The following is a 17,395-nucleotide window of genomic DNA, read 5'->3' on the forward strand; positions in this document are numbered from 1 at the left end:
GAAATCAATTGCTTATCCCGTCTTGTTTGGCCGCAGCGGGAGCACCGCACCAGAAATCGCACCAGATACGTGCGCTTTTCGTTCGCCGCGTTCGCGCATAGCAATCTTTTCGACGGCATCCGACAAATAGTCGGGATGGTGGTGTCCGTAGGTGTTCAGAAGAACTTCGAGAGACATCCCAAGATAGCCGGCTGCTTGCCATGGATCCGCACCCCTTTGCATCAGCCAGGTCGCCGCTGTGTGTCGCAGAGTATGAGGGGATATTCCGGGACCAAGCCCCGCAAGTCTAACGGCGCTCTTAAATGCGGTTTTGACCGAAGTCACCGGCCTCCCGTTGAACTCAACGAAGTGTTTCGTCTCAGGATCAATGCGGTGCCAGCGCCGCAAGTGGGCGAGCAAGCGCGAGGGGATCGGGACCGTCGGCTGCCGCTTGTTAGTCTTCGCGCTGCCCTGTTTCAGGCGATAATAGCGTCCGCGCTCCAGATCGACATAAGACCGACCGACCGCTGGGATGGGTGATGCCGCGGCGATGGCTCCGGCCCGCGTCCCGCTGTAGATGCCCAACAAGATAAAGCGAGCGAGGTGTCGCAGCGGACGCTTGCGAGTTGGAGCCTTCTCATCCTCCATCGGTCGACGCGACTTCTTTTGCAGTTCGCGATAACGCCAACAAGTCCAGATCAGTTTGGCCACATCAATGCGAGTCAACCACTTGTCACGCGGTTGACCCTTCTCGGGCAGCGAGACCTTGACGATTTCCCGATGATATCCTTCGGCCGCATGATGACCAATAGCAGCGCGGAGGTCTTCAAGGTCTCTGCGAGAGCCGCCCCTCTTGCGTCGCTTCTTGGTGTAAGAGCGACACGCCTCCCCGTTAACCTCGCCGAGCATTTTTGCGCCCCACCACTCATTCAATCGCTCGATCCGCTTCTTGAACTTGCGGATGGAGGGGACCGCATCTTCGCTTTCGTTATCGACATTGAAGCGATTGCGTAGCTTATCAAGCTGAGCATCCATGTAGATCGAAAGTACGTCCGCAATAGGGATGTCGTCTATATGGCGGACGCGCCGCGTCGGCGTGTATTTAGCGGCTATGTAGTCCTTCAGCTTTGCTTCCGCGGCTGCAATCTCATCTGCAGCGCAGCCTGTGCCGACATCCCGACCGTTGTCTCTGATGATCCAGGTCGCTCGGTGGGTAATGTTTCCGCTTTCGTCGCGGCGGGCTGCCTTAAGCTGGAGTCTGGCTCCCTTGCTTCGTCGCGGCATAGCTCTCGCATCCGTTCAATATGAGCCAGCGTAGTAAATTCCTTGCCGGCAATCTTCTCAATTACTAATCGGTTGCGATCGCGCTCACGGCGCAAACCCGCTACCGTCATTCCGCCCATAGGAAATGCGATCTTCACGGCATCAGCAAGGCGAAGCGGCGTGTTCGGTGTAATTTCAGGTTGCGCTCGATTCGTCATCGACGCTTCTAGGAATGCAGGGCTCAATCGTCGGCGATCTCAATTGTCTCAACGGAACACTGAGAAATAAAGCCGGCAATTCCGTTTGTCGCACGACAGAGTATGCGGTCGCACAATCGAGTAGATGTGAACAGCGACGCAGAGATTCGGCGGCAGAACAGCCTGGTACTCAAAAACCGCCTCCCAGCTGTGGCCAAGGAGGTCTGCGAAACTGGTCCGAGAAAGCTCAGAAGGTGTGGGTCACGCGTGCTAGCGGGGTCCGCTACATCGCGAAACCCACTATTTCGGAAGCACTGTTTTCTTATCGGCGAGTAGCCTAACTCTCCAGGCTACAACTTAATAGCTCGCCAAATCCCGCCAATTGCGCGCGACTGTCCTACGCGCGCGTAAGTTTCGGCCGCTGACTGGCGAAACGATCGGTTGGTTGAATGACGTGAACGGTTCGGAGAAGCGAATCGAGAATGCGAATGATCGGTTCTTCCCATACGAGGCGGACGAATAGACGACCGATCCCTGCCGGCGCGCTTTTCCAAGATTAACACAGTTAATGGCGCGCAGCTCACCCCATAGCACGATTGGCGCATGACCGATCACCTGTTCAGCCGAGCCCAGCTTGCGATTGACGAGAGCCTGGCCCAGAGACGGCACCGCCGTGCTCTGCAGCACCAAGCCATTCGCCTGCTGGAGGAATTACGGCTCGCCATTCTGACCAGCGCCATGACACGATCTGAGATCAAGGCATTCCGTGACGACGGGCAAGCTGGACGAGGTTGCCCTAACTTAGGTTTCGTGAATCATGGACAGGCATCCTGCCAAGCAGTCCAACATTCCCGCTCCTCGATATCATCAACCAGGTTTTTTTATGGGATCGAGCGGTCGTGGATGTTCGCACTTCCGGGATAGCTACGACGTCGCCAAATCCAAGTGGCAGGCCCCCTCGACCGGACAAATGCGCGCATGGCACCAGAAAACAATAGCTATTTGCCGCCATTGCGCGCACGGTCAGCCAAGCGGTTCATTTCAAGCATCCCTCCCTAATTAAGGGGCCGATCGACTGCTGCCGTCCGGCGGCTATGAGGTCATCACCGACGAGGAAATGATCGGAGGGGTCTCACTTCCGAGCTTCCGGCGTGACGCCACGATGGTCATGGTCGCGCCATTCCGCAGTGGAGATGATCTCAATCAGCTTCGCCGATCTGTCCCATGCAAAGCGTAAGGACGCGAGCGCATCCGATGAATGAAACCCCGATCGATCTCGACAAGCATCGCGGCATGGCCGCGCAAAAAGCTACCGATATCCGCCGCGTGCTCGCCGATGTCGAGGCCAACGCAAAACTGCTGCGCGACCACCAGGCGGCTGTCGAGCTCCAGCTCCTCACCGTGGCGGCCACCTCCTGGCCCGAGGCCGCGGCAAAGGCGCGTTATGTCCTGAATCTGTATGCTGCTGACCTCGCGCCGGCTGATACGCATCACCGCGACCTCGTGACAGCGGTGCTTGCCGATTTCGACCGGCTCGCCGGCGAGAGCTGAGCGAGACATAGACGTTCATGCAAACAACTGAAAGCTTGACCCGTGCGTTTCGGCATCGACCGATCCAACTGAAAGCATATGACGGTGGGAGTGTCTTCGCCTCGGCGGCGTGCATGTTAGCGGTCCCAGGATCGCACGAAGCCGAGCCGATTGCCTACGCACAAATGCCGCTATCAATCCTCCGCAGGTCAGAAGAAATGACCGCCTTGCGATACGACCGCCTCATCAGCCGGGAGACAGATCAAATGACACTCGCGCGCGGCAAGATCGGGGGATATGAGTTCAATCGCATGGTGGTGCTGTTTTCGATGATGGACGGCGCCCGGGAAATCCCATGCGCCGTCAGCGCCTCGGCGATGGATGAGATCGAAAATGTCCCGAGGACGGCGCCGGACCAGCGCGAACAACAATTCCTCCGGTTGCGTGATCGAATCGAACAATGCGCATCGCGGAAGTTTCTCGCCGGGGAATTCGAGGGTAAGCCTGCGGGCATCATTCTACGCGGCATTGATTTTCGCAGGTCATAGGCCTTGTTCGACGCCTCAACTCGCGATTTCACAGGTTCTTGCGGCGACGGAGCGATGGCGCTCTATTCAGTCAGACAGGAGCGTTTAGCTTGCTTTGACAGCGAGGCCTCTGCGCGTTGGGCAAAACCAGGACGGATCAACATTGTCCATCCTGTAGAGTCGTTTAAGGCGGAAAACGACAAAGTCAGCACGCGTGAAGGAATGATTCGGATATTGCCTTCGCGGCTGCTCCGGCATCGTCCGCGCAATATGTTTCCAGATGATCCATGGCAATGCCACATCGCCCGGCGCGGCGTCTCGCGCATGTCTATTCGATCAGGAGCAGGCCAGCAGGGAGTGTATCGTCGTATAGACTGGCCCGGTCGGATCGTCCGATCGGAACGAACCCTTTGATTTTTGCAGTCTGCAGCGCAGGGACGCCGGATTTCTCCAGCTTGCCGGCAATCAGACCGCGCAAAGGCTTTGGTAGATCCAGGCTCCGATCGTTGACGACGCGCGCGGCCCGGAGGAAGAGAGTCTGCAGGTCGAGCAGTTCGGGCGTCGTCCAATCGAAGTCCTGGAAAGTCTGGTACGCGTGCTTGACGAGATCGGGCGAGACGACAGTCTCCGGGCCGGCGTAGAGCGGAGTTCGGTTGAGCAGGAGCCCGAGCGCCGCAAGATAGTGAGCGCAGTGCCGCTTGGCCTGTGCCAGCGTCACCGCGATATCGCAGAAGCAACGCACCAGTTCCGCCTTGGTGTCGTGATGGATCAGTTCCAGGGATCCAGCCAGGCGCACGAGTTCGTCGGGCGCCCTGCCGCTGCGGATCCTGTCGATCTCTTCGGCCATAAGCCTAGCCTGGCGTTCGCGCGTGAGCCCGCCCGCCACCCGGCGCCAGAGTATGTATTCCTGGCTCTTGATGCGCCGGCCGGGGAAGCACGGGCCATCATCGTGCACCCGCCACAGGCCATCGATACGAAGGTCATCGCGGACAACGCCGAAGCCCGGACGCAGCAGGAAACCCGCCATGATGAGCCATGCCTCTTCGTGATCCGCCGAACGCCCTCTATCGTCCCGCCGCTCCTCGAGCGCAGGCCAAAGGGCGCGCAGTAGGGCCCCGTTCCATTCACTTCTGGCAGACGCGAGGATGCGCTCCATACCCTTCAGGATCGTGGCAGCAGTCATCTTGTTCTTTTTGCTGCTAGTGGCAGGCTGTGTGAATTCGATCCCGATCTGCCTGCGTGCCGTTTCCAGCGCCTCCGCTGAAGCGTTCGGCTCAATCGGAGGGCTTGCCTCCCGCACCCGCCCCGCAATAGGCGCGCCCGCGGCACCTTGGACGTGCTCGCGCATGTTGAATTCCAGCGGCCAGGACTGCCGGACGGCGGCGTCCGTGCTGACGCACGAGATGTGGAGGAGCCCCAGTGCGTTCATTCGCGCCGTCAGACCGACGGGCAACATCCCGCCCGCTTGCAGACCGGATAGCTCGGCCGTCCTGACGATGGTCTGGAGCGGAGGCAACGGGTGAAATTCGCCTTCGGACCAGGAGACGATGTCTCCGGCCTGGCTGTCGCTCTTCCGGGTTGAGGAATAGGCCTGGAAGCGCACCAGCTGATCTGTGCGAAGCTTAAGCCCAAGATCCGCGATCTCAAAAAGGTGCGACGGCGCTGCACCTTCAGGAAGAACGCACACGAGGGGCGGACGCACAGCCTCGCGATCCTCTGTCTGTATCCCTTCCACTTCGAGAAAGATCGCAGCCGCGGCCCCGGCTGCGATGCGACCCGAACGGTGATGGAGAAGAGCACCAAATCGTGCGGCTCCGCGCGCCACCGCCAGATCCGGCTCCTCATTCTCCAGAACCTGCGGCACGAAGCCGTCCTGCCAGGCTCCAATCTGCTCGCGGAGTCTTTGGCGCACGAGCGAGGGTCGGACGGATCCGCCGTTGAACAGGACGGCATCAATGCGCGGACGATCGTTGAGGAATTCGGCAAGGTGTCGGGTGATCGCACTGTCGGAAGGATAAGGAAGCCCCCATTCCCTCAGTGCCGCTTGCGTCCGGTACGGCCGCGCCGCCGCGTCGCAGAAGGGGAAAAATCCGTCCAGCAACAGGTTCTCGATGTCTGCCCGCATCACCGTCGCCGACTGCGAGCCGCCGACCATCCCCGACCCGCGACTGGCCAGTGCAACGACGAACCGCTCATCCGGCGGTCCCGTCGCGGCCAGCGCGTGCTCTTTCAGCTGACGGCAGGCGGCGACGAGCTGATCCCATTGCGGGCCGGAAAGCTGGCCGCCCGGCCCGGCAAGCCGCGGCTCGACGAAATGGGCAAGGGCAAGGTCGATATTGTCGCCGCCGAGCAGCGTATGCTCGCTCACAGCGACACGCTTGATGTCAGGGTCCGGCGTTTGCTCGTTCAGGCGAACTTCAAAAATGCTGAAATCGGAGGTGCCGCCGCCGATATCGATGACCAACACGTGTCGCAGCCCGGCATCGCCGCTCTTGGGCCGCTGCCATAATTCGCGCGCCGGGTCATGGCTTTCCAGCCAGCAATAGAACGCAGCCTGCGGCTCTTCGAGCAATCGCACATCGCCGGGGAAGCCGGCTTCCTCGGCCGCGGTCATCGTCAGCCGCTGCGCCGCCGCATCGAAGGAAGCCGGGACAGTCACCGTGATGTCCTGATCATCGAACGCAAACCCGGCCTGCGCAAACCGGCTGTTCCAGGTCCCCCGTAGATAGTTCAGAACCAGTGCCGAGGCGCGTACCGGTGAGATTCTCTGCTCACGTGCCAGAACCGTCGATCCCCATGGCAGAAAGGGTGCCAACCGGTCGGCGGCGTGATGGCAAAGCCACGACTTTGCGGAATGGACGACCCGTCCGGGCGCTTCGCTTGCCTTCATGCGTGCAAAAAGGCCAACGATCCACTCGCCGGCTCCGACCCCCTTACCGCGCAGATGTGCTGCGACCGCTTCCTCCGGCAGGTACAGGAAAGAAGGAAGCGTTGGCTTCTCGGTCAGACTCGCCAGGCCTTCCCATTGCGGGACGAGAAGGATCTCTGGCGTCCCCTCGCCGACGAGTGGCGCGAATGCGAGTGCGGAGTTGGTGGTGCCGAGATCAATACCAATAGCGAAGCGGGCGCGGTCTTTTGTCAAGAAGCACCTCCAGAGGCGGTCCAGCCGCTATTCCGTGCGGACCTGGAACTCAACCTTCCATCGGCGATCGGAGTTCGTGTGCCTCATCCAAAGCTCAAGGATGCCAAGTTCGGTCACGACCGGGCTGACGCGGACCGGCACCACCTGGCCTGCCGGGACGTCCATTGCCGGGATCGCGACTTCGAGCAGGCCAGCGTCATCAAGCTCACGCTCGGCGTCGGGCAGTATCTGTCCTGGCGTATCGCCGCTTCGCACCGAGGAGGAGAAAAACCGAAACTCCGCCGTGCGGCCGGTGACAAGGCCGAACTCGCGTCCTTCGATCAGAAGTTCCGTGCCTTCCTCCATTCCCTGCGGGACAACACACAATGCCTTCAGCGGCGGCTTGTAACCCGGAATGGCGGGCATCGACGTTTCGAGGCCGATGTAATAGGAGCGGGCCGCGCCGGCCTTGATGCGCATGCCTTTGCCAGTGGCGCGGAGACGTCCGTAGATCGCGCCGCCGCGTGCGACGGCGAGATCTGGTTCGAAACCCTGCAATTCGCGGACTGGCCGGCCCCCATTCCAGGACGCCAGCAGATCAAGCACCCGCGTGCGGATTGGCGCGGCCTTGAAAACGCCCCCATTGAACAAGACCGCCGTCGGCATCAGCACCTGCGTGCCAGCCGATGCTCCCACCAGAGCGGCAAGTTTTTCGCTTGCCTTCACATTCTGCAGGCTCTGACCGAGAAACCGGGCGATATGCTTGCTGACGACCGGATCGGAAGCATAGGGCAGACCGAATTCCTGCAGCCCTGCCGTTCGGCTCTCGCGCGGCAGGTCGTCGACGCTGGTTCTGGCGAAAAAACCGTCGACAAGAACTTGCTCCAGCGTCTCGCGATCGAGAGTCGTTGAGACGGTTTTGGCCAGCAGGCTGGAGCCGCGTGAGGGGACCGCGATCGGCGTCTGCGCCAGGGCGCCATCATCAAACAGAACAATCTTGGCTTTGGAGGCGGCATGCACGAGCGCCAGGAACTGCCAGGAGTCCAGCCGTTTGCCCGCGGCTTCAAGCTTGGCGTTCAGCGCATAGGCGAGCGCCAAATCCATATTGTCACCGCCGAGCAGAATGTGCTCGCCGACGCTGACACGCTCAAGTTCCAGGCGGCCTTCGACATCTGTAACCGCGATCAAGCTGAAATCGGCTGTCCCGCCACCGACATCGCAGACCAGGACGATATCGCCATCAGCAATCAGGTTCCGCCATTCGCTGTGCGTTTGCGCCATCCAGGCGTAGAATGCAGCCTGCGGCTCCTCGAGCAGTGTGACGTCTCTAAGCCCCGCAGCCTTGGCGGCCTCGGCAGTGAGGCTTCTTGCGACCTCATCGAACGAGGCGGGAACAGTTACGACGATCTCGCCTTCCGAGAGGTCCCACTCCCGCCCCTGCGCCCGTTCGGCATGCAGGAACGCGTCCCTGAGATGTTGGAGGTAGAGGCGTGAGCATTCGAATGGCGAGAGCTTCTCTTCCGCGATATCGGATCGCCAGGGCAGGATGCGCTGCTTCGGATCGATATGCGGGTTGGACAGCCAGGATTTGGCGGAGCTCGCGAGACGGTCGGGGACCAGTGCCCCCCGTTCGCGCGCGAACTGGCCGACGATCACGCGGTCCCCAGCATTTTTCCAGGGCAGCGGAAACGACCTCTCCGGAAACTCCTCGGCGTGCGGAATATAAACGGCGGACGGCAGTGTCGACATCTCGCCGATCTGATTTGGCCCGAGCGTCTGCGCGATTTCGATAATCCTGGTCTCACCACTCTCGAGATCGGCGATCGCGATTGCGCTGTTGCTGGTGCCGAGGTCGATAGCAAGACTGAAACGAGCGCTCATGAGGGAAGGTTGTCCTGGGTGTTTGCTGTCAATTCGCGGCGATAGCCGCGCGCAATGAAAAGCTCCGGTTGTACGTAGTCCGGCTCGGGGGCCCCCTATCTCAGTTCGACCTCCGCTGGAGCGATTGCTGGAAGTCGATTGCTCGAGCTCCGCAAAACGCGCGGTAGATTCACCGCGTCCGTTTTCCAGCCGTGGTGGACAAGCACTCCCGAGAATGGCGCCGGGCCGCTGATCTTGCCCACCAGTCGGTACTCGTCCGGCGAATAGCCAGCGGCGACCTGCACCGTCGATCCCTCGCTCTCTGCGCGCACGGGGTAGATTCGGAAGTGCTCCAGCAGGGCCGTCTTGCAACCGGCATGGACCACGCGAGCGGCTGCCCCAACCTGTGCGTCGTCATGTGCGTTGATGTCGTCCATCAGGAAATCGACCAGCCGGCCCCTTGCCTGCAGTATGGCCAAAAAGCTGACGATCTCGGCATCAGCCTGGTTTGCGCGCGTCGTGACAGGCATCGGTCGGGCCGCCTCAGCGCCCGCACTTCGGTTATCCCGCGACGGGTCGCGCTCGACCAGGATCGCTATCAGCGCGACAAGGCTCAGCGCCACCGCCCCACCCGATAGATACATTTGGAATGCACTCGCTGCCGGCAGCAATTCCAGAGCGTTCACCACGAACAGGAGCACGACCGCTACAATGGCGATCGCTTTCATCGCATGCATGTTTAGCCTCAGCTCCGTTTTGAGACGCATCAGCTTTGATTGGGGCCCGAAGACTATAGGATATCGACGGGCGTGGAAACCTAACCGGGTCCAACCGCGCTTGTCGATTATGCCCTCAAAAAGTCGGATGCGGTGAAGGCTGGGCTAGATGCCGTGAGCACCGATCATTTTGCGTCTGCCAGAGGCGATCTGAATCACAGAGGCGAGAACCTCGAAAAGGCGATGAAGTTAGGGAGCGAGCGCATGCGGTCGGGGCAATCGCTGGCATACCTGGCCAGGAGGCCCGCAAGGGCTGAATGACCAATCGACCCGCATGTTCATCAGAGGGATCGGCAAACGTCTTCATTCGCCGTTGGCTGTTTCATCACCTCATCCGCTGTGAGCGGCTTTTCGTGGAGCGCATCAGAACATTTCCCGATCATTCAGCGCGACCAGACTCCTACCGTCGTCAAGCGCGCTAGATCACTGAGAATAGGAAAGCTGATCTTCCGTAACCACCCGCTCGATATTCTCCGACTTACTCTTGATGCGATATCTAAGACGTCCATCTGCCTCGATGGGCATACGTTGAACGATCGTGTAGATCATCGGTGCATCATTTGCAGCACGACCTTGGGGACCCTGGGGCTGGTGGCGAACGTCTTCATTCAGCTTATAGCTATGTGGCATGTGTCTACCTCCACAATTAATGGCCGCATTAGCGTAGACCATGCTGAGTTGCAATGAACACCATTGCCGTTCGTGCGCATTCTCCTGAAAGCAAGACCAACGCATCAGTGGCGCAACCGGCCATTTACGCAGGGCGTATGGGTAGGGCAGCAAGATTGACCTAATACGTCTGGCATATCGTTTGAGAGTCCGCAGTCGCAGCGAACTGGGGCGGGACGAGGCCAATAAGCGCCCTTGGCCCGTTTGACTGAAGCCAGTGTCAGACATCCCACATTGGTGAAGGCGGTTGGTTTGGTCGAATCGCGTTCCTGTGCAGCCGATGTCCAAAGCAGGCGTTTGAGAAGACGGAGACCGTACACCTTGACTTCGCTCCAATTTGTGTCCATATGGCCATCATCGACACTTGGCCGAACGACCTGGGCCGCTTCGCCTCGTCACAGACAGGCGCGCACGTTTCAGACCCCTTCTCCAAAAATCGATCAACCGACAAGGTGCCGATCCCTCGGCGCTTAGGTCTTGCGTGTACGTTGTCAGTGAAAGGACGTCTCTATGAATAAGGGAACTGTGAAGTGGTTTAATGGCCAAAAGGGCTTTGGCTTCATTCAGCCCACCAATGGCGGAGCCGATGTGTTTGTTCATATCAGCGCGGTCGAACGCGCCGGCATGAGCACCCTCAATGAGGGTCAGACTGTCAGCTTCGATGTCGTCGCAGACCGCCGCACCGGCAAGTCTGCTGCCGAAAATCTGCGCGCCGCCTGAGCGATTCGCGCGAACGGCCATGGCGCGCTGACCACGGATGTACTGGCAGAGCTTATGGTTTCGGAGTCCCGCGGCCGATCGGTCGGCACGCGGGATTTTCTATGTGCCCGAATCGCATTGATTTTCTATGTGCCCGAATCGCATTAAAGGCTGGTGGCGACATTGCAGATCAATGAGCCGCTAACCGCTGCGACGCCGAAAGCGGAACGGGACGTGAAAAGGCCCAAAGCGTGCGGGCTACAAGTCTGAGTGTCCAGACCATCTAGCGCGCGAGCCTCATCTTGAGCATTGGACACAACTCAGGTGTGGCGACGCCCGACATTCGGCGCTGGACGCGCATTCTGAGCAGTTATCGCACACCAAATCAGGTGCGCAGCGTCGCCGAGTTGATGATCACGGCGTTGCCACTCGTGGCGCTATGGATCGCGGCTTGGTTCACGTTGTCGATTGGCCACGGCTGGGCTTCATTCCTCATTGCGATTCCAGCTGCTGGCTTCCTCTTGCGCTTGTTCGCGATTCAGCACGACTGCGGCCATGGTACCTTTTTCGCCGACCGTCTGGTGAACGACTGGGTGGGTCGCGTCATTGGCGTGCTCACGTTGACGCCGTACGACTGGTGGCGCCGCACGCATGCGATCCATCATGCCACCACCGGCAACCTCGATCATCGCGGTATCGGCGATGTCGTTACCTTGACCGTGCGAGAATACCGGGCTCTTTTCTGGTGGGGCCGCCTGAAATATCGTCTTTACCGCAACCCGGTGGTCATGTTCGGGGGCGGGCCAGCCTATCTGTTTCTCCTGCAACATCGTCTCCCGGTCGGCCTGATGCGCGACGGCTGGCAGCCCTGGGCCAGCACAATGGCAACGAATCTCGCAATTGCCCTGGTCGTCACTGCTCTCACCTGGTTCATCGGCATTAAGGCGTTCCTGCTCGTGCATCTTCCGATCGTGCTGCTCGCTGCCACGATCGGCGTATGGCTGTTCTACGTGCAACATCAATTTGAGCAGACCGCATGGGAGCACACCGAGCGCTGGAACCTACATCAAGCCGCCCTGTATGGCAGCTCGCATTACGATCTGCCTTTGTTGCTGCGCTGGTTCACGGCCAATATCGGCATCCACCACGTGCACCATCTCTGTAGTCGTATTCCCTGTTACCGGCTTCCGCGCGTGCTGCGCGACCACCCCGAACTGCGCGACGTCGGTCATTTGACGCTGCTGCAAAGCCTCCGGTGCGTGCGGCTTGTGCTGTGGGATGAGGCGCAGCGCCGCTTGGTCTCGTTCCGCGAAATCGAAGCTCGGGAGTTTCAGGAAAGGCAACGCTCTCCGCACGATAGCCGGAGGGATCGCGCCTGCCCTCGATCCTGACAGTGCCTTAGCCAACGCCGGTTCGTGGTCGGTCGCTGTTGGCGAAGATCGCCCGCTGGTCGGCTCGATGATTACTCGAGTTCGCATCAGTGATGAATTTCCTTCAAGGAAACGACAACACCCGTCGGTTCAGGCGCATGTGCACGGAGCTTGGTGAGTGTCGCATCGCTCCAATCCGCGATGTTTATCATCTCGCCACCCTGAGGCTCCATTTGGGGTGTTTCGATCAGCTCCAACACGTTGAGCCCCTTGTCGTCGAGAAAGAAAGTGTGTTGCCCAAACACTTTCGTCAATTGCGCAACTGCCGGATGATCATCGGCAAGTACCTGGGCGTCAAACTGACCTAGGGCGCGCTCAATCTGCGTCGAATTTAGCTTCATGACTGCTCCTGACTCTTCTTCGGATCATGCTTGCGGTCTCAATGCGCTGACGGCGAGCGGCTGAAATGCTCAGATAATCCTCTGGGTGACTGTGTCGTGTCTGCGAGCCACGCAAACATATCCCCTTCTCCGCGCAGAGAACCGTGGGCGAAGCCTGGATCTTCCTGACGATTGAGTGCTTGCCGCATCATATCGGCTCCCTTGGTCTCGTCCGACATCAGCAAGAAAAAACCGACAGCTACAAGTGACAGTCCTTCGACCGCATCTCCTAACTGAGCTTTTTGTCTCACAGCATCAAGGACGCCAAAGCAGTAGCCGAGAACCCACAGCTGATCGATAGAGTGCATCAGCTCATCGGGCGTAAGCCTGAACTGCAGGCCGATAAAGTCGCGGCCGACGCCCGCAAGTTCTTCCAACCTCTTGAGAGTGGGCATCAGAGTCTCTTATCCGACCAAGGGGGGCGATTTTCGGTTCTCCACGTCCGATGCGGCTTGGGACGCGTCGTTCGTGTCGCACTTTGCTCGTCGGAGTGCGATGTATGACCGCAAGCGGGCCTACAGCATCGCTAGCTCAATCACGCCTTCTTCGATGTTGCTAGATGCGAGTCGGGCACGCGCGACGCGCTCGAACTCGGTGCGACGTTTGTAGAAACAGCTGAACGCCTCGTCCCTCGCGCGAAAAGTCGTCTGGAGACGGCACAGATGCCGAACCGGACCGATCGCCGGCATGAAGATGACAGCCTGTCCCTTGCCTTGCGCGGGCTCAGGGGTGATCCGAACACTCTTGGGCATGACGTCCACCTTATCGGTAGGATTGAGCATCGGATCACCGTCGATTGGACCCTTCCCCAAAGAAAGTCAACGTCCGCTGCAAGCAATTCTGCCGGCCCGCGACGCGGAGTGTACAAAGACGCGCGCGAGACAACAGCCGCTGGAACGTGCGAGCGCTCAGACCATCCGAAATTGCCGCAGTCACCATAAGCATCGGTTCGAAGAAGAAAAGGCTGGCTATTTCGATGTAGAGACTGCATGGTGAGGTCAGCATCGGCTGAACCGCCGATATCTGATAGGCTGCCCGCTCCCGATGTAGGTGATTGCGGCGGCTCCGCATCGCCTCCCGGAGTCCCTGCTCTCGTTACCGGGATCGTTTTCAAGTGAATCTCGTACCTCGGATTTGAATGCGCCCGCTTGCGGGATAGCTCGATTTTGCTCGCCGATAATCGGATAGGAGTGACGCGCTTGCAGGTATTCGTTCGAGACAACAACGTGGAACTGGCGCTTCGTGTATTGAAGAAGAAGATGCAGCGGGAGGGGCTGTTCAGAGAGATGCGCCGGCGACGCTTCTACGAGAAGCCATCGGTCAGAGCTACGCGAGAGAAAGCCGAAGCGGCGCGGCGGCTGCGGAAGCTGGCACGCAAACAGGCGATCCGAGACGGATTGATCGCCGCTCCGGTCCGCAAGCCGCGCGTTAACGCCAGAAGCAGCACAGAATTGCGGGCTGGGGTTATCACAACAAGGCCACAAGGCTAGCCGATCCACGTAGCGTTTTAGAAGCAGATGGGTCAGGTCCAGCGCAACTCGACAACGAGCTCGGTGCCGACGTGCAAAGGTCGCTGAAGTCGTTGCATGTCTCGCCACGAAGGGTCGGCTCCGAGCTCCCCCCTGGGGTGTACCGAATATGAACATCTTCCCTGAAGTTTCGCGCCCCCTGCAGAGGCCGGTTTGACGGCGAACCCCCTAGGGGCGGGGGTCTCTTTTTTGGGAACCGATCCATCTTCATAGGAACGACCTGATCGTTCGTCGCTTTCTGAACAGGATGATGAGCGTGCAACGGCTTGAACGAGACTGCCCCGAACCGCTGGCGACCTTACCGGAAGCACTGGGGTGAACCAGAAAGCCGAACACCCTAGAACTGGTAGTCGCAATAGGGCCGGTTGCGCGAGTGAGATGGAAGCGCGCCATGCCGGTCGTAGCAAATCTGCTTCTGCGCAGACAGCAATTGATTGAGCGGCGGCTCAAGACCGATCTCACTGCTAATGAACGAATGGATATCGAGTGCGAGCTAAACCAGATCAGCACTGCGTTGGATTTTCTTGAAGAGTTCGATCCGAGCCAGCGGCGCTAACGTCGTAGCTGCCTTCTCGCGATCGCCGACAGGATTGACGGAGTGCCTCAATTGGAGGCCCATTGACATTGGCTAAGAGCCCAAGATGAGATCGACAAGAAAAGCTACTACCCAAAAACGGCGAGGCAGGCGCGGCCAAGACGTTCAAATCGGCACGCGCTGGCCCGAAGATACCATCGCTTCGATCGATGCTTGGATCGTAAAGCAGGACACCCCCCTCGGCCGCTCCGAAGCCATCCGCCGCCTTGTCGAGCTCGGCTTAGGCATCCGGACCAGATCAAAACAAGGATCCGAAGCGCGCGCTAATCGTGCCAAGGAGCTGGCATCGACAGCAATCGATAGCCTGACTGCCGGAGCACCCGACAACACAGAGAAATCCAGCCGAAAGGGTCGTTTGATCAAGGGTCCTGAGGAATTCCAGAAAGTGCGGCTAGATCGGCCGCAGCGCAGATAGATCAATTGTCTGGCTATTGCCACCAGAAGAGCGCATCTTTACCGGGGGCCTCGATAGGCGGTCGTTCGTGAGCGGCGGTATTTTCAATAGCAGCGGCATCTGCGTTGCGGTGGTACGCGGCTCGGAGATCTTCGACCTCACGGGCAAGAAGCTCTACGATGTAAAAGGGGTCAATATCTATCGCCCGTCCGGCGAACTTGTAGGTCACCTGAGCGACGCGAGAGGTACGGAAAAGCATCTCGACCGCTCCACCGACAGGCTTTTTCCCGCAGCTCACCCGCGCGGCAAAGCTGGGCGCGACACCTAAACATCTGATGTGCGAACCGCCAATCTACCAAGGGCGGTTAGCGAATGTACGCCGTGCATACTTTTCTCTGTGGCTCTAGGAAGTGACGCCTATGTCTTGGGATCGTCCGTTTGCTCAACCCTTGCCCTTACTCCGAGGAAAACCGGCCAGAACTCTGCGAGAAGCCGATAACTTTATCAAAAGCCTCCCCGCAATGGAGCGTGATGCCCCCGAATGGCGGCTTGCCGCTCAAACGCTGGCCGACGCCGCTGAGGATCGGGAACCGATGCTCTTGGCGAAGATCAGCATGGATCGAGCACTCACCCGTAAGGTCGCAAGCTGAGCAACCCGGAAACGCCTCGATCGCGCGCAAGCTGAACGTGTGAGGTTTCTGGCGCCGGGCCGGAATTGCCAGCCGCGAGATGAGGCCCAACCGTCTCTATTTCTTCTTGTCGGAAGCAAAGCTTGGCTGCCACGCTGCCGCTTTTCGGCTCGGCGCGGCGGCAATGACCTTGGCCTTCTCTTTCTTCGGCTTCTTGGCCTCCCGATTGCCTCTCTGCTGACCTTTTGCCATATCGAGCTCCCGGGTTTGAGGACAACGTAAATTGATGCAGCGTAGGTTAGGTTCGTATCAGCAAAGATCATCCGGCTCCGAAAGGCGAGGCGCATTCAGATCGTATTTGGCCCTGAGTTTCGAGATCAGATCAAGCATGCAGGTGCGATAACGATTGTCGGCCTCCGAAGCCGGTGGGCTGATGCTCGCGCTCCACCCATAGGCGTCGTCAAATACGAAAAGCGTCATTCCCACAGGCCACGGCCCGTGAAGCGCTCTCGCCTGTTCAACAATCACGTCCTGGAGCTCGCACGCCGTCTTGAACGCTCTCGGGTTCATTGCTGTCCTCGCCCATTGCTGTCCTCGGCCCCGTTTGGAACGATGGCCCTTGGTATCCCGCTATCCTTCGAGTTGATCGAACTCATTGGACAGCAGGATCTTGCCCCGCGGCGTGCATATTCGCACGTCCATATAACCTCGCTCCAAGAGGTCCTTTGCCTTCTTCAGGGCCTCCACCGCGGTGGGACGGCCGACGCTGACGCGGCCAAAATGATTATTCCCGCTGACCAAGTATTTCAGCTGCGCCGCGCTATCCATGCAACGCAGCCACTACGATAATCAAAAGCAGAAGCAAGAGCGGGACGATCACCGGCGGTACGATCCAGTCGACTAGGCGAAACCGGGACACTGCGCGCTCCTGTCTTTTCGGCGGGAGCGTTTCGTTACTCTCAGTCACCGAGAGATGCCATGGGACGCGCGGTGATGAGTTACCCTACGCCGACCGCCTGCGAATAGCGAGCGCCAAAACGTCACGAACTGACGATTATTCCGAGCCTTCGGTACCGACCTCGATCGCATCACGAAGCATCTTGCGGCTGCTGCGATCGCGCCGATCGTTGACAGCCGTTCTCAATCCCATGATAGAATGGATTTTCGCCGCCGTGTGCCGGGTCGCTGCCGCCGCTTCTTGATTTTCGCGATGATCTCACGCTGCCGGGCAACGTGCTCATCACTCTCGGCAAGGGGCCGTCGGGGCATTTCCAGCCGCTCTAAGACCATCGAACGGTCCATGCTGCGACCTCTCCTGGGACTTGCGGTATGTACCAATGTCCGGCTGGGCACGAGGCGTGAATCGGCCTACATCCGGTCCATGAAAGATCAGCATCGAAACTGCAAATGCGGCGCCGTCTACCGCCGGGTGGAATCAATGGCACCGGCACGAGAAGTAAGCAGCTTCGAGTGCGTTCTTTGCGGCGTAACGCTGGAAAGCTGGAATACTGCTTGGGTCCCGAGCTACCACCTCATTGTGGGTCCGATCATTAAGCCCGACTCATCATAAGGCTGGATTGGAGTTGCCGAACGGCTTCTTGAGCGTCGCGCCTCCACGTTCTAGCTGCATCCAGGATACGTGCGCGCTCCTGACGAAGAACTTTCGCTGCCTCGATGGCTTTATCCGCCCTTTTCAGGAGATCGTGGACCGTTTGTTTCATCGGTGCAGCCTGCGTCATTTTTCGGTTCTACGCTTTCACCTGTATGATTGTCGCCACGCCGAACATACGCCTCGCTCCACCGGAGCAATTCGAACG

The 17,395-nt window shown here is 59.3% G+C and carries 18 protein-coding genes; 7 read left to right on the forward strand and 11 right to left on the reverse strand.

Annotated features, from left to right (window positions below):
* Positions 1-12: 12 nt before the first annotated feature.
* Together JOZ76_RS37800 and JOZ76_RS37805 are read right to left on the reverse strand one after the other, a co-directional pair.
* Positions 13-1,263 carry a site-specific integrase gene (locus tag JOZ76_RS37800; protein WP_291706460.1) on the reverse strand — a complete coding sequence of 417 codons (1,251 nt, stop codon included), beginning with the start codon at positions 1,261-1,263 and terminating at the stop codon, positions 13-15.
* Positions 1,264-1,796: 533 nt separating this feature from the next.
* Entirely contained in the window at positions 1,797-2,129 is a 333-nt protein-coding gene (locus JOZ76_RS37805) for a hypothetical protein (RefSeq protein ID WP_291706461.1), read from the reverse strand.
* A 564-nt stretch (positions 2,130-2,693) separates the two neighbouring features.
* Between JOZ76_RS37805 and JOZ76_RS37815 the strand changes: the two genes are divergently transcribed.
* A complete protein-coding gene (locus JOZ76_RS37815) occupies positions 2,694-2,990 on the forward strand; it encodes a hypothetical protein (protein ID WP_291706462.1) in 297 nt (98 codons plus the stop codon).
* A gap of 245 nt (positions 2,991-3,235) precedes the next feature.
* On the forward strand, positions 3,236-3,517 hold the full coding sequence (locus JOZ76_RS37820; protein ID WP_291706463.1) for a DUF1488 domain-containing protein: 282 nt from the start codon (positions 3,236-3,238) through the stop codon (positions 3,515-3,517).
* Between the two features lie 307 nt (positions 3,518-3,824).
* On the opposite strand, the gene JOZ76_RS37825 is transcribed toward JOZ76_RS37820, so the two are convergent.
* From JOZ76_RS37825 to JOZ76_RS37840, 4 genes are all read right to left on the reverse strand, one after another.
* Positions 3,825-6,638, reverse strand: coding sequence for a hsp70 family protein (locus tag JOZ76_RS37825; RefSeq protein ID WP_291706464.1), 2,814 nt, complete (start codon positions 6,636-6,638; stop codon positions 3,825-3,827).
* 27 nt (positions 6,639-6,665) lie between these two features.
* The gene (locus JOZ76_RS37830; RefSeq protein ID WP_291706465.1) at positions 6,666-8,498 is read right to left on the reverse strand and encodes an Hsp70 family protein; all 1,833 of its coding nucleotides are present in this window, start codon (positions 8,496-8,498) and stop codon (positions 6,666-6,668) included.
* A gap of 95 nt (positions 8,499-8,593) precedes the next feature.
* Positions 8,594-9,214, reverse strand: coding sequence for a DUF2760 domain-containing protein (locus JOZ76_RS37835; RefSeq protein WP_291706466.1), 621 nt, complete (start codon positions 9,212-9,214; stop codon positions 8,594-8,596).
* Positions 9,215-9,676: 462 nt separating this feature from the next.
* Positions 9,677-9,883 carry a hypothetical protein gene (locus tag JOZ76_RS37840; RefSeq protein WP_291706467.1) on the reverse strand — a complete coding sequence of 69 codons (207 nt, stop codon included), beginning with the start codon at positions 9,881-9,883 and terminating at the stop codon, positions 9,677-9,679.
* A gap of 549 nt (positions 9,884-10,432) precedes the next feature.
* On the opposite strand from JOZ76_RS37840, the gene JOZ76_RS37845 reads away from it, so the two are divergent.
* Together JOZ76_RS37845 and JOZ76_RS37850 are read left to right on the forward strand one after the other, a co-directional pair.
* Complete coding sequence (locus tag JOZ76_RS37845) at positions 10,433-10,642, forward strand: cold-shock protein (protein WP_291706468.1); 210 nt, start codon at positions 10,433-10,435, stop codon at positions 10,640-10,642.
* A 281-nt stretch (positions 10,643-10,923) separates the two neighbouring features.
* Positions 10,924-12,012: a fatty acid desaturase gene (locus JOZ76_RS37850; protein ID WP_291706469.1), complete on the forward strand. Its 1,089-nt coding sequence runs from the start codon at positions 10,924-10,926 to the stop codon at positions 12,010-12,012.
* An 86-nt stretch (positions 12,013-12,098) separates the two neighbouring features.
* Here the strand turns inward: JOZ76_RS37850 and JOZ76_RS37855 are convergent, their stop codons facing one another.
* The 3 genes from JOZ76_RS37855 to JOZ76_RS37865 form a co-directional block, all read right to left on the reverse strand.
* Positions 12,099-12,392, reverse strand: a complete 294-nt coding sequence (locus JOZ76_RS37855; RefSeq protein WP_291706470.1) for a hypothetical protein — start codon at positions 12,390-12,392, stop codon at positions 12,099-12,101.
* 38 nt (positions 12,393-12,430) lie between these two features.
* On the reverse strand, positions 12,431-12,826 hold the full coding sequence (locus JOZ76_RS37860; protein WP_291706471.1) for a hypothetical protein: 396 nt from the start codon (positions 12,824-12,826) through the stop codon (positions 12,431-12,433).
* Positions 12,827-12,946: 120 nt separating this feature from the next.
* On the reverse strand, positions 12,947-13,213 hold the full coding sequence (locus tag JOZ76_RS37865; protein ID WP_291706472.1) for a hypothetical protein: 267 nt from the start codon (positions 13,211-13,213) through the stop codon (positions 12,947-12,949).
* A 417-nt stretch (positions 13,214-13,630) separates the two neighbouring features.
* On the opposite strand from JOZ76_RS37865, the gene rpsU reads away from it, so the two are divergent.
* The 3 genes from rpsU to JOZ76_RS37880 all read left to right on the forward strand — a co-directional run bounded on the left by rpsU (position 13,631) and on the right by JOZ76_RS37880 (position 15,277).
* Positions 13,631-13,921 (forward strand): 30S ribosomal protein S21, encoded by a 291-nt coding sequence (rpsU, locus tag JOZ76_RS37870; protein WP_291706473.1) that lies wholly within the window; start codon positions 13,631-13,633, stop codon positions 13,919-13,921.
* Between the two features lie 430 nt (positions 13,922-14,351).
* A complete protein-coding gene (locus tag JOZ76_RS37875; protein WP_291706474.1) occupies positions 14,352-14,516 on the forward strand; it encodes a hypothetical protein in 165 nt (54 codons plus the stop codon).
* Positions 14,517-15,037: 521 nt separating this feature from the next.
* Complete coding sequence (locus JOZ76_RS37880) at positions 15,038-15,277, forward strand: hypothetical protein (protein WP_291706475.1); 240 nt, start codon at positions 15,038-15,040, stop codon at positions 15,275-15,277.
* 418 nt (positions 15,278-15,695) lie between these two features.
* On the opposite strand, the gene JOZ76_RS37885 is transcribed toward JOZ76_RS37880, so the two are convergent.
* Complete coding sequence (locus tag JOZ76_RS37885) at positions 15,696-15,830, reverse strand: hypothetical protein (protein ID WP_291706476.1); 135 nt, start codon at positions 15,828-15,830, stop codon at positions 15,696-15,698.
* A 378-nt stretch (positions 15,831-16,208) separates the two neighbouring features.
* Entirely contained in the window at positions 16,209-16,406 is a 198-nt protein-coding gene (locus JOZ76_RS37890) for a hypothetical protein (protein WP_291706477.1), read from the reverse strand.
* Positions 16,407-17,395 lie beyond the last annotated feature (989 nt).

This window comes from Bradyrhizobium sp., from assembly GCF_019244115.1.
Classification (GTDB): Bacteria; Pseudomonadota; Alphaproteobacteria; order Rhizobiales; family Xanthobacteraceae; genus Bradyrhizobium.

What these genes read in the sequence shown, in the direction of transcription:
- JOZ76_RS37800 (WP_291706460.1), bottom strand. Translation starts at nt 1,263, where the DNA reads ATGCCGCGACGAAGCAAGGGAGCCAGACTCCAGCTTAAGGCAGCCCGC.
- JOZ76_RS37815 (WP_291706462.1), top strand. Translation starts at nt 2,694, where the DNA reads ATGAATGAAACCCCGATCGATCTCGACAAGCATCGCGGCATGGCCGCG.
- JOZ76_RS37820 (WP_291706463.1), top strand. Translation starts at nt 3,236, where the DNA reads ATGACACTCGCGCGCGGCAAGATCGGGGGATATGAGTTCAATCGCATG.
- JOZ76_RS37830 (WP_291706465.1), bottom strand. Translation starts at nt 8,498, where the DNA reads ATGAGCGCTCGTTTCAGTCTTGCTATCGACCTCGGCACCAGCAACAGC.
- JOZ76_RS37835 (WP_291706466.1), bottom strand. Translation starts at nt 9,214, where the DNA reads ATGCATGCGATGAAAGCGATCGCCATTGTAGCGGTCGTGCTCCTGTTC.
- JOZ76_RS37840 (WP_291706467.1), bottom strand. Translation starts at nt 9,883, where the DNA reads ATGCCACATAGCTATAAGCTGAATGAAGACGTTCGCCACCAGCCCCAG.
- JOZ76_RS37845 (WP_291706468.1), top strand. Translation starts at nt 10,433, where the DNA reads ATGAATAAGGGAACTGTGAAGTGGTTTAATGGCCAAAAGGGCTTTGGC.
- JOZ76_RS37855 (WP_291706470.1), bottom strand. Translation starts at nt 12,392, where the DNA reads ATGAAGCTAAATTCGACGCAGATTGAGCGCGCCCTAGGTCAGTTTGAC.
- JOZ76_RS37860 (WP_291706471.1), bottom strand. Translation starts at nt 12,826, where the DNA reads ATGCCCACTCTCAAGAGGTTGGAAGAACTTGCGGGCGTCGGCCGCGAC.
- JOZ76_RS37865 (WP_291706472.1), bottom strand. Translation starts at nt 13,213, where the DNA reads ATGCTCAATCCTACCGATAAGGTGGACGTCATGCCCAAGAGTGTTCGG.
- JOZ76_RS37875 (WP_291706474.1), top strand. Translation starts at nt 14,352, where the DNA reads ATGCCGGTCGTAGCAAATCTGCTTCTGCGCAGACAGCAATTGATTGAG.
- JOZ76_RS37885 (WP_291706476.1), bottom strand. Translation starts at nt 15,830, where the DNA reads ATGGCAAAAGGTCAGCAGAGAGGCAATCGGGAGGCCAAGAAGCCGAAG.
- JOZ76_RS37890 (WP_291706477.1), bottom strand. Translation starts at nt 16,406, where the DNA reads ATGGATAGCGCGGCGCAGCTGAAATACTTGGTCAGCGGGAATAATCAT.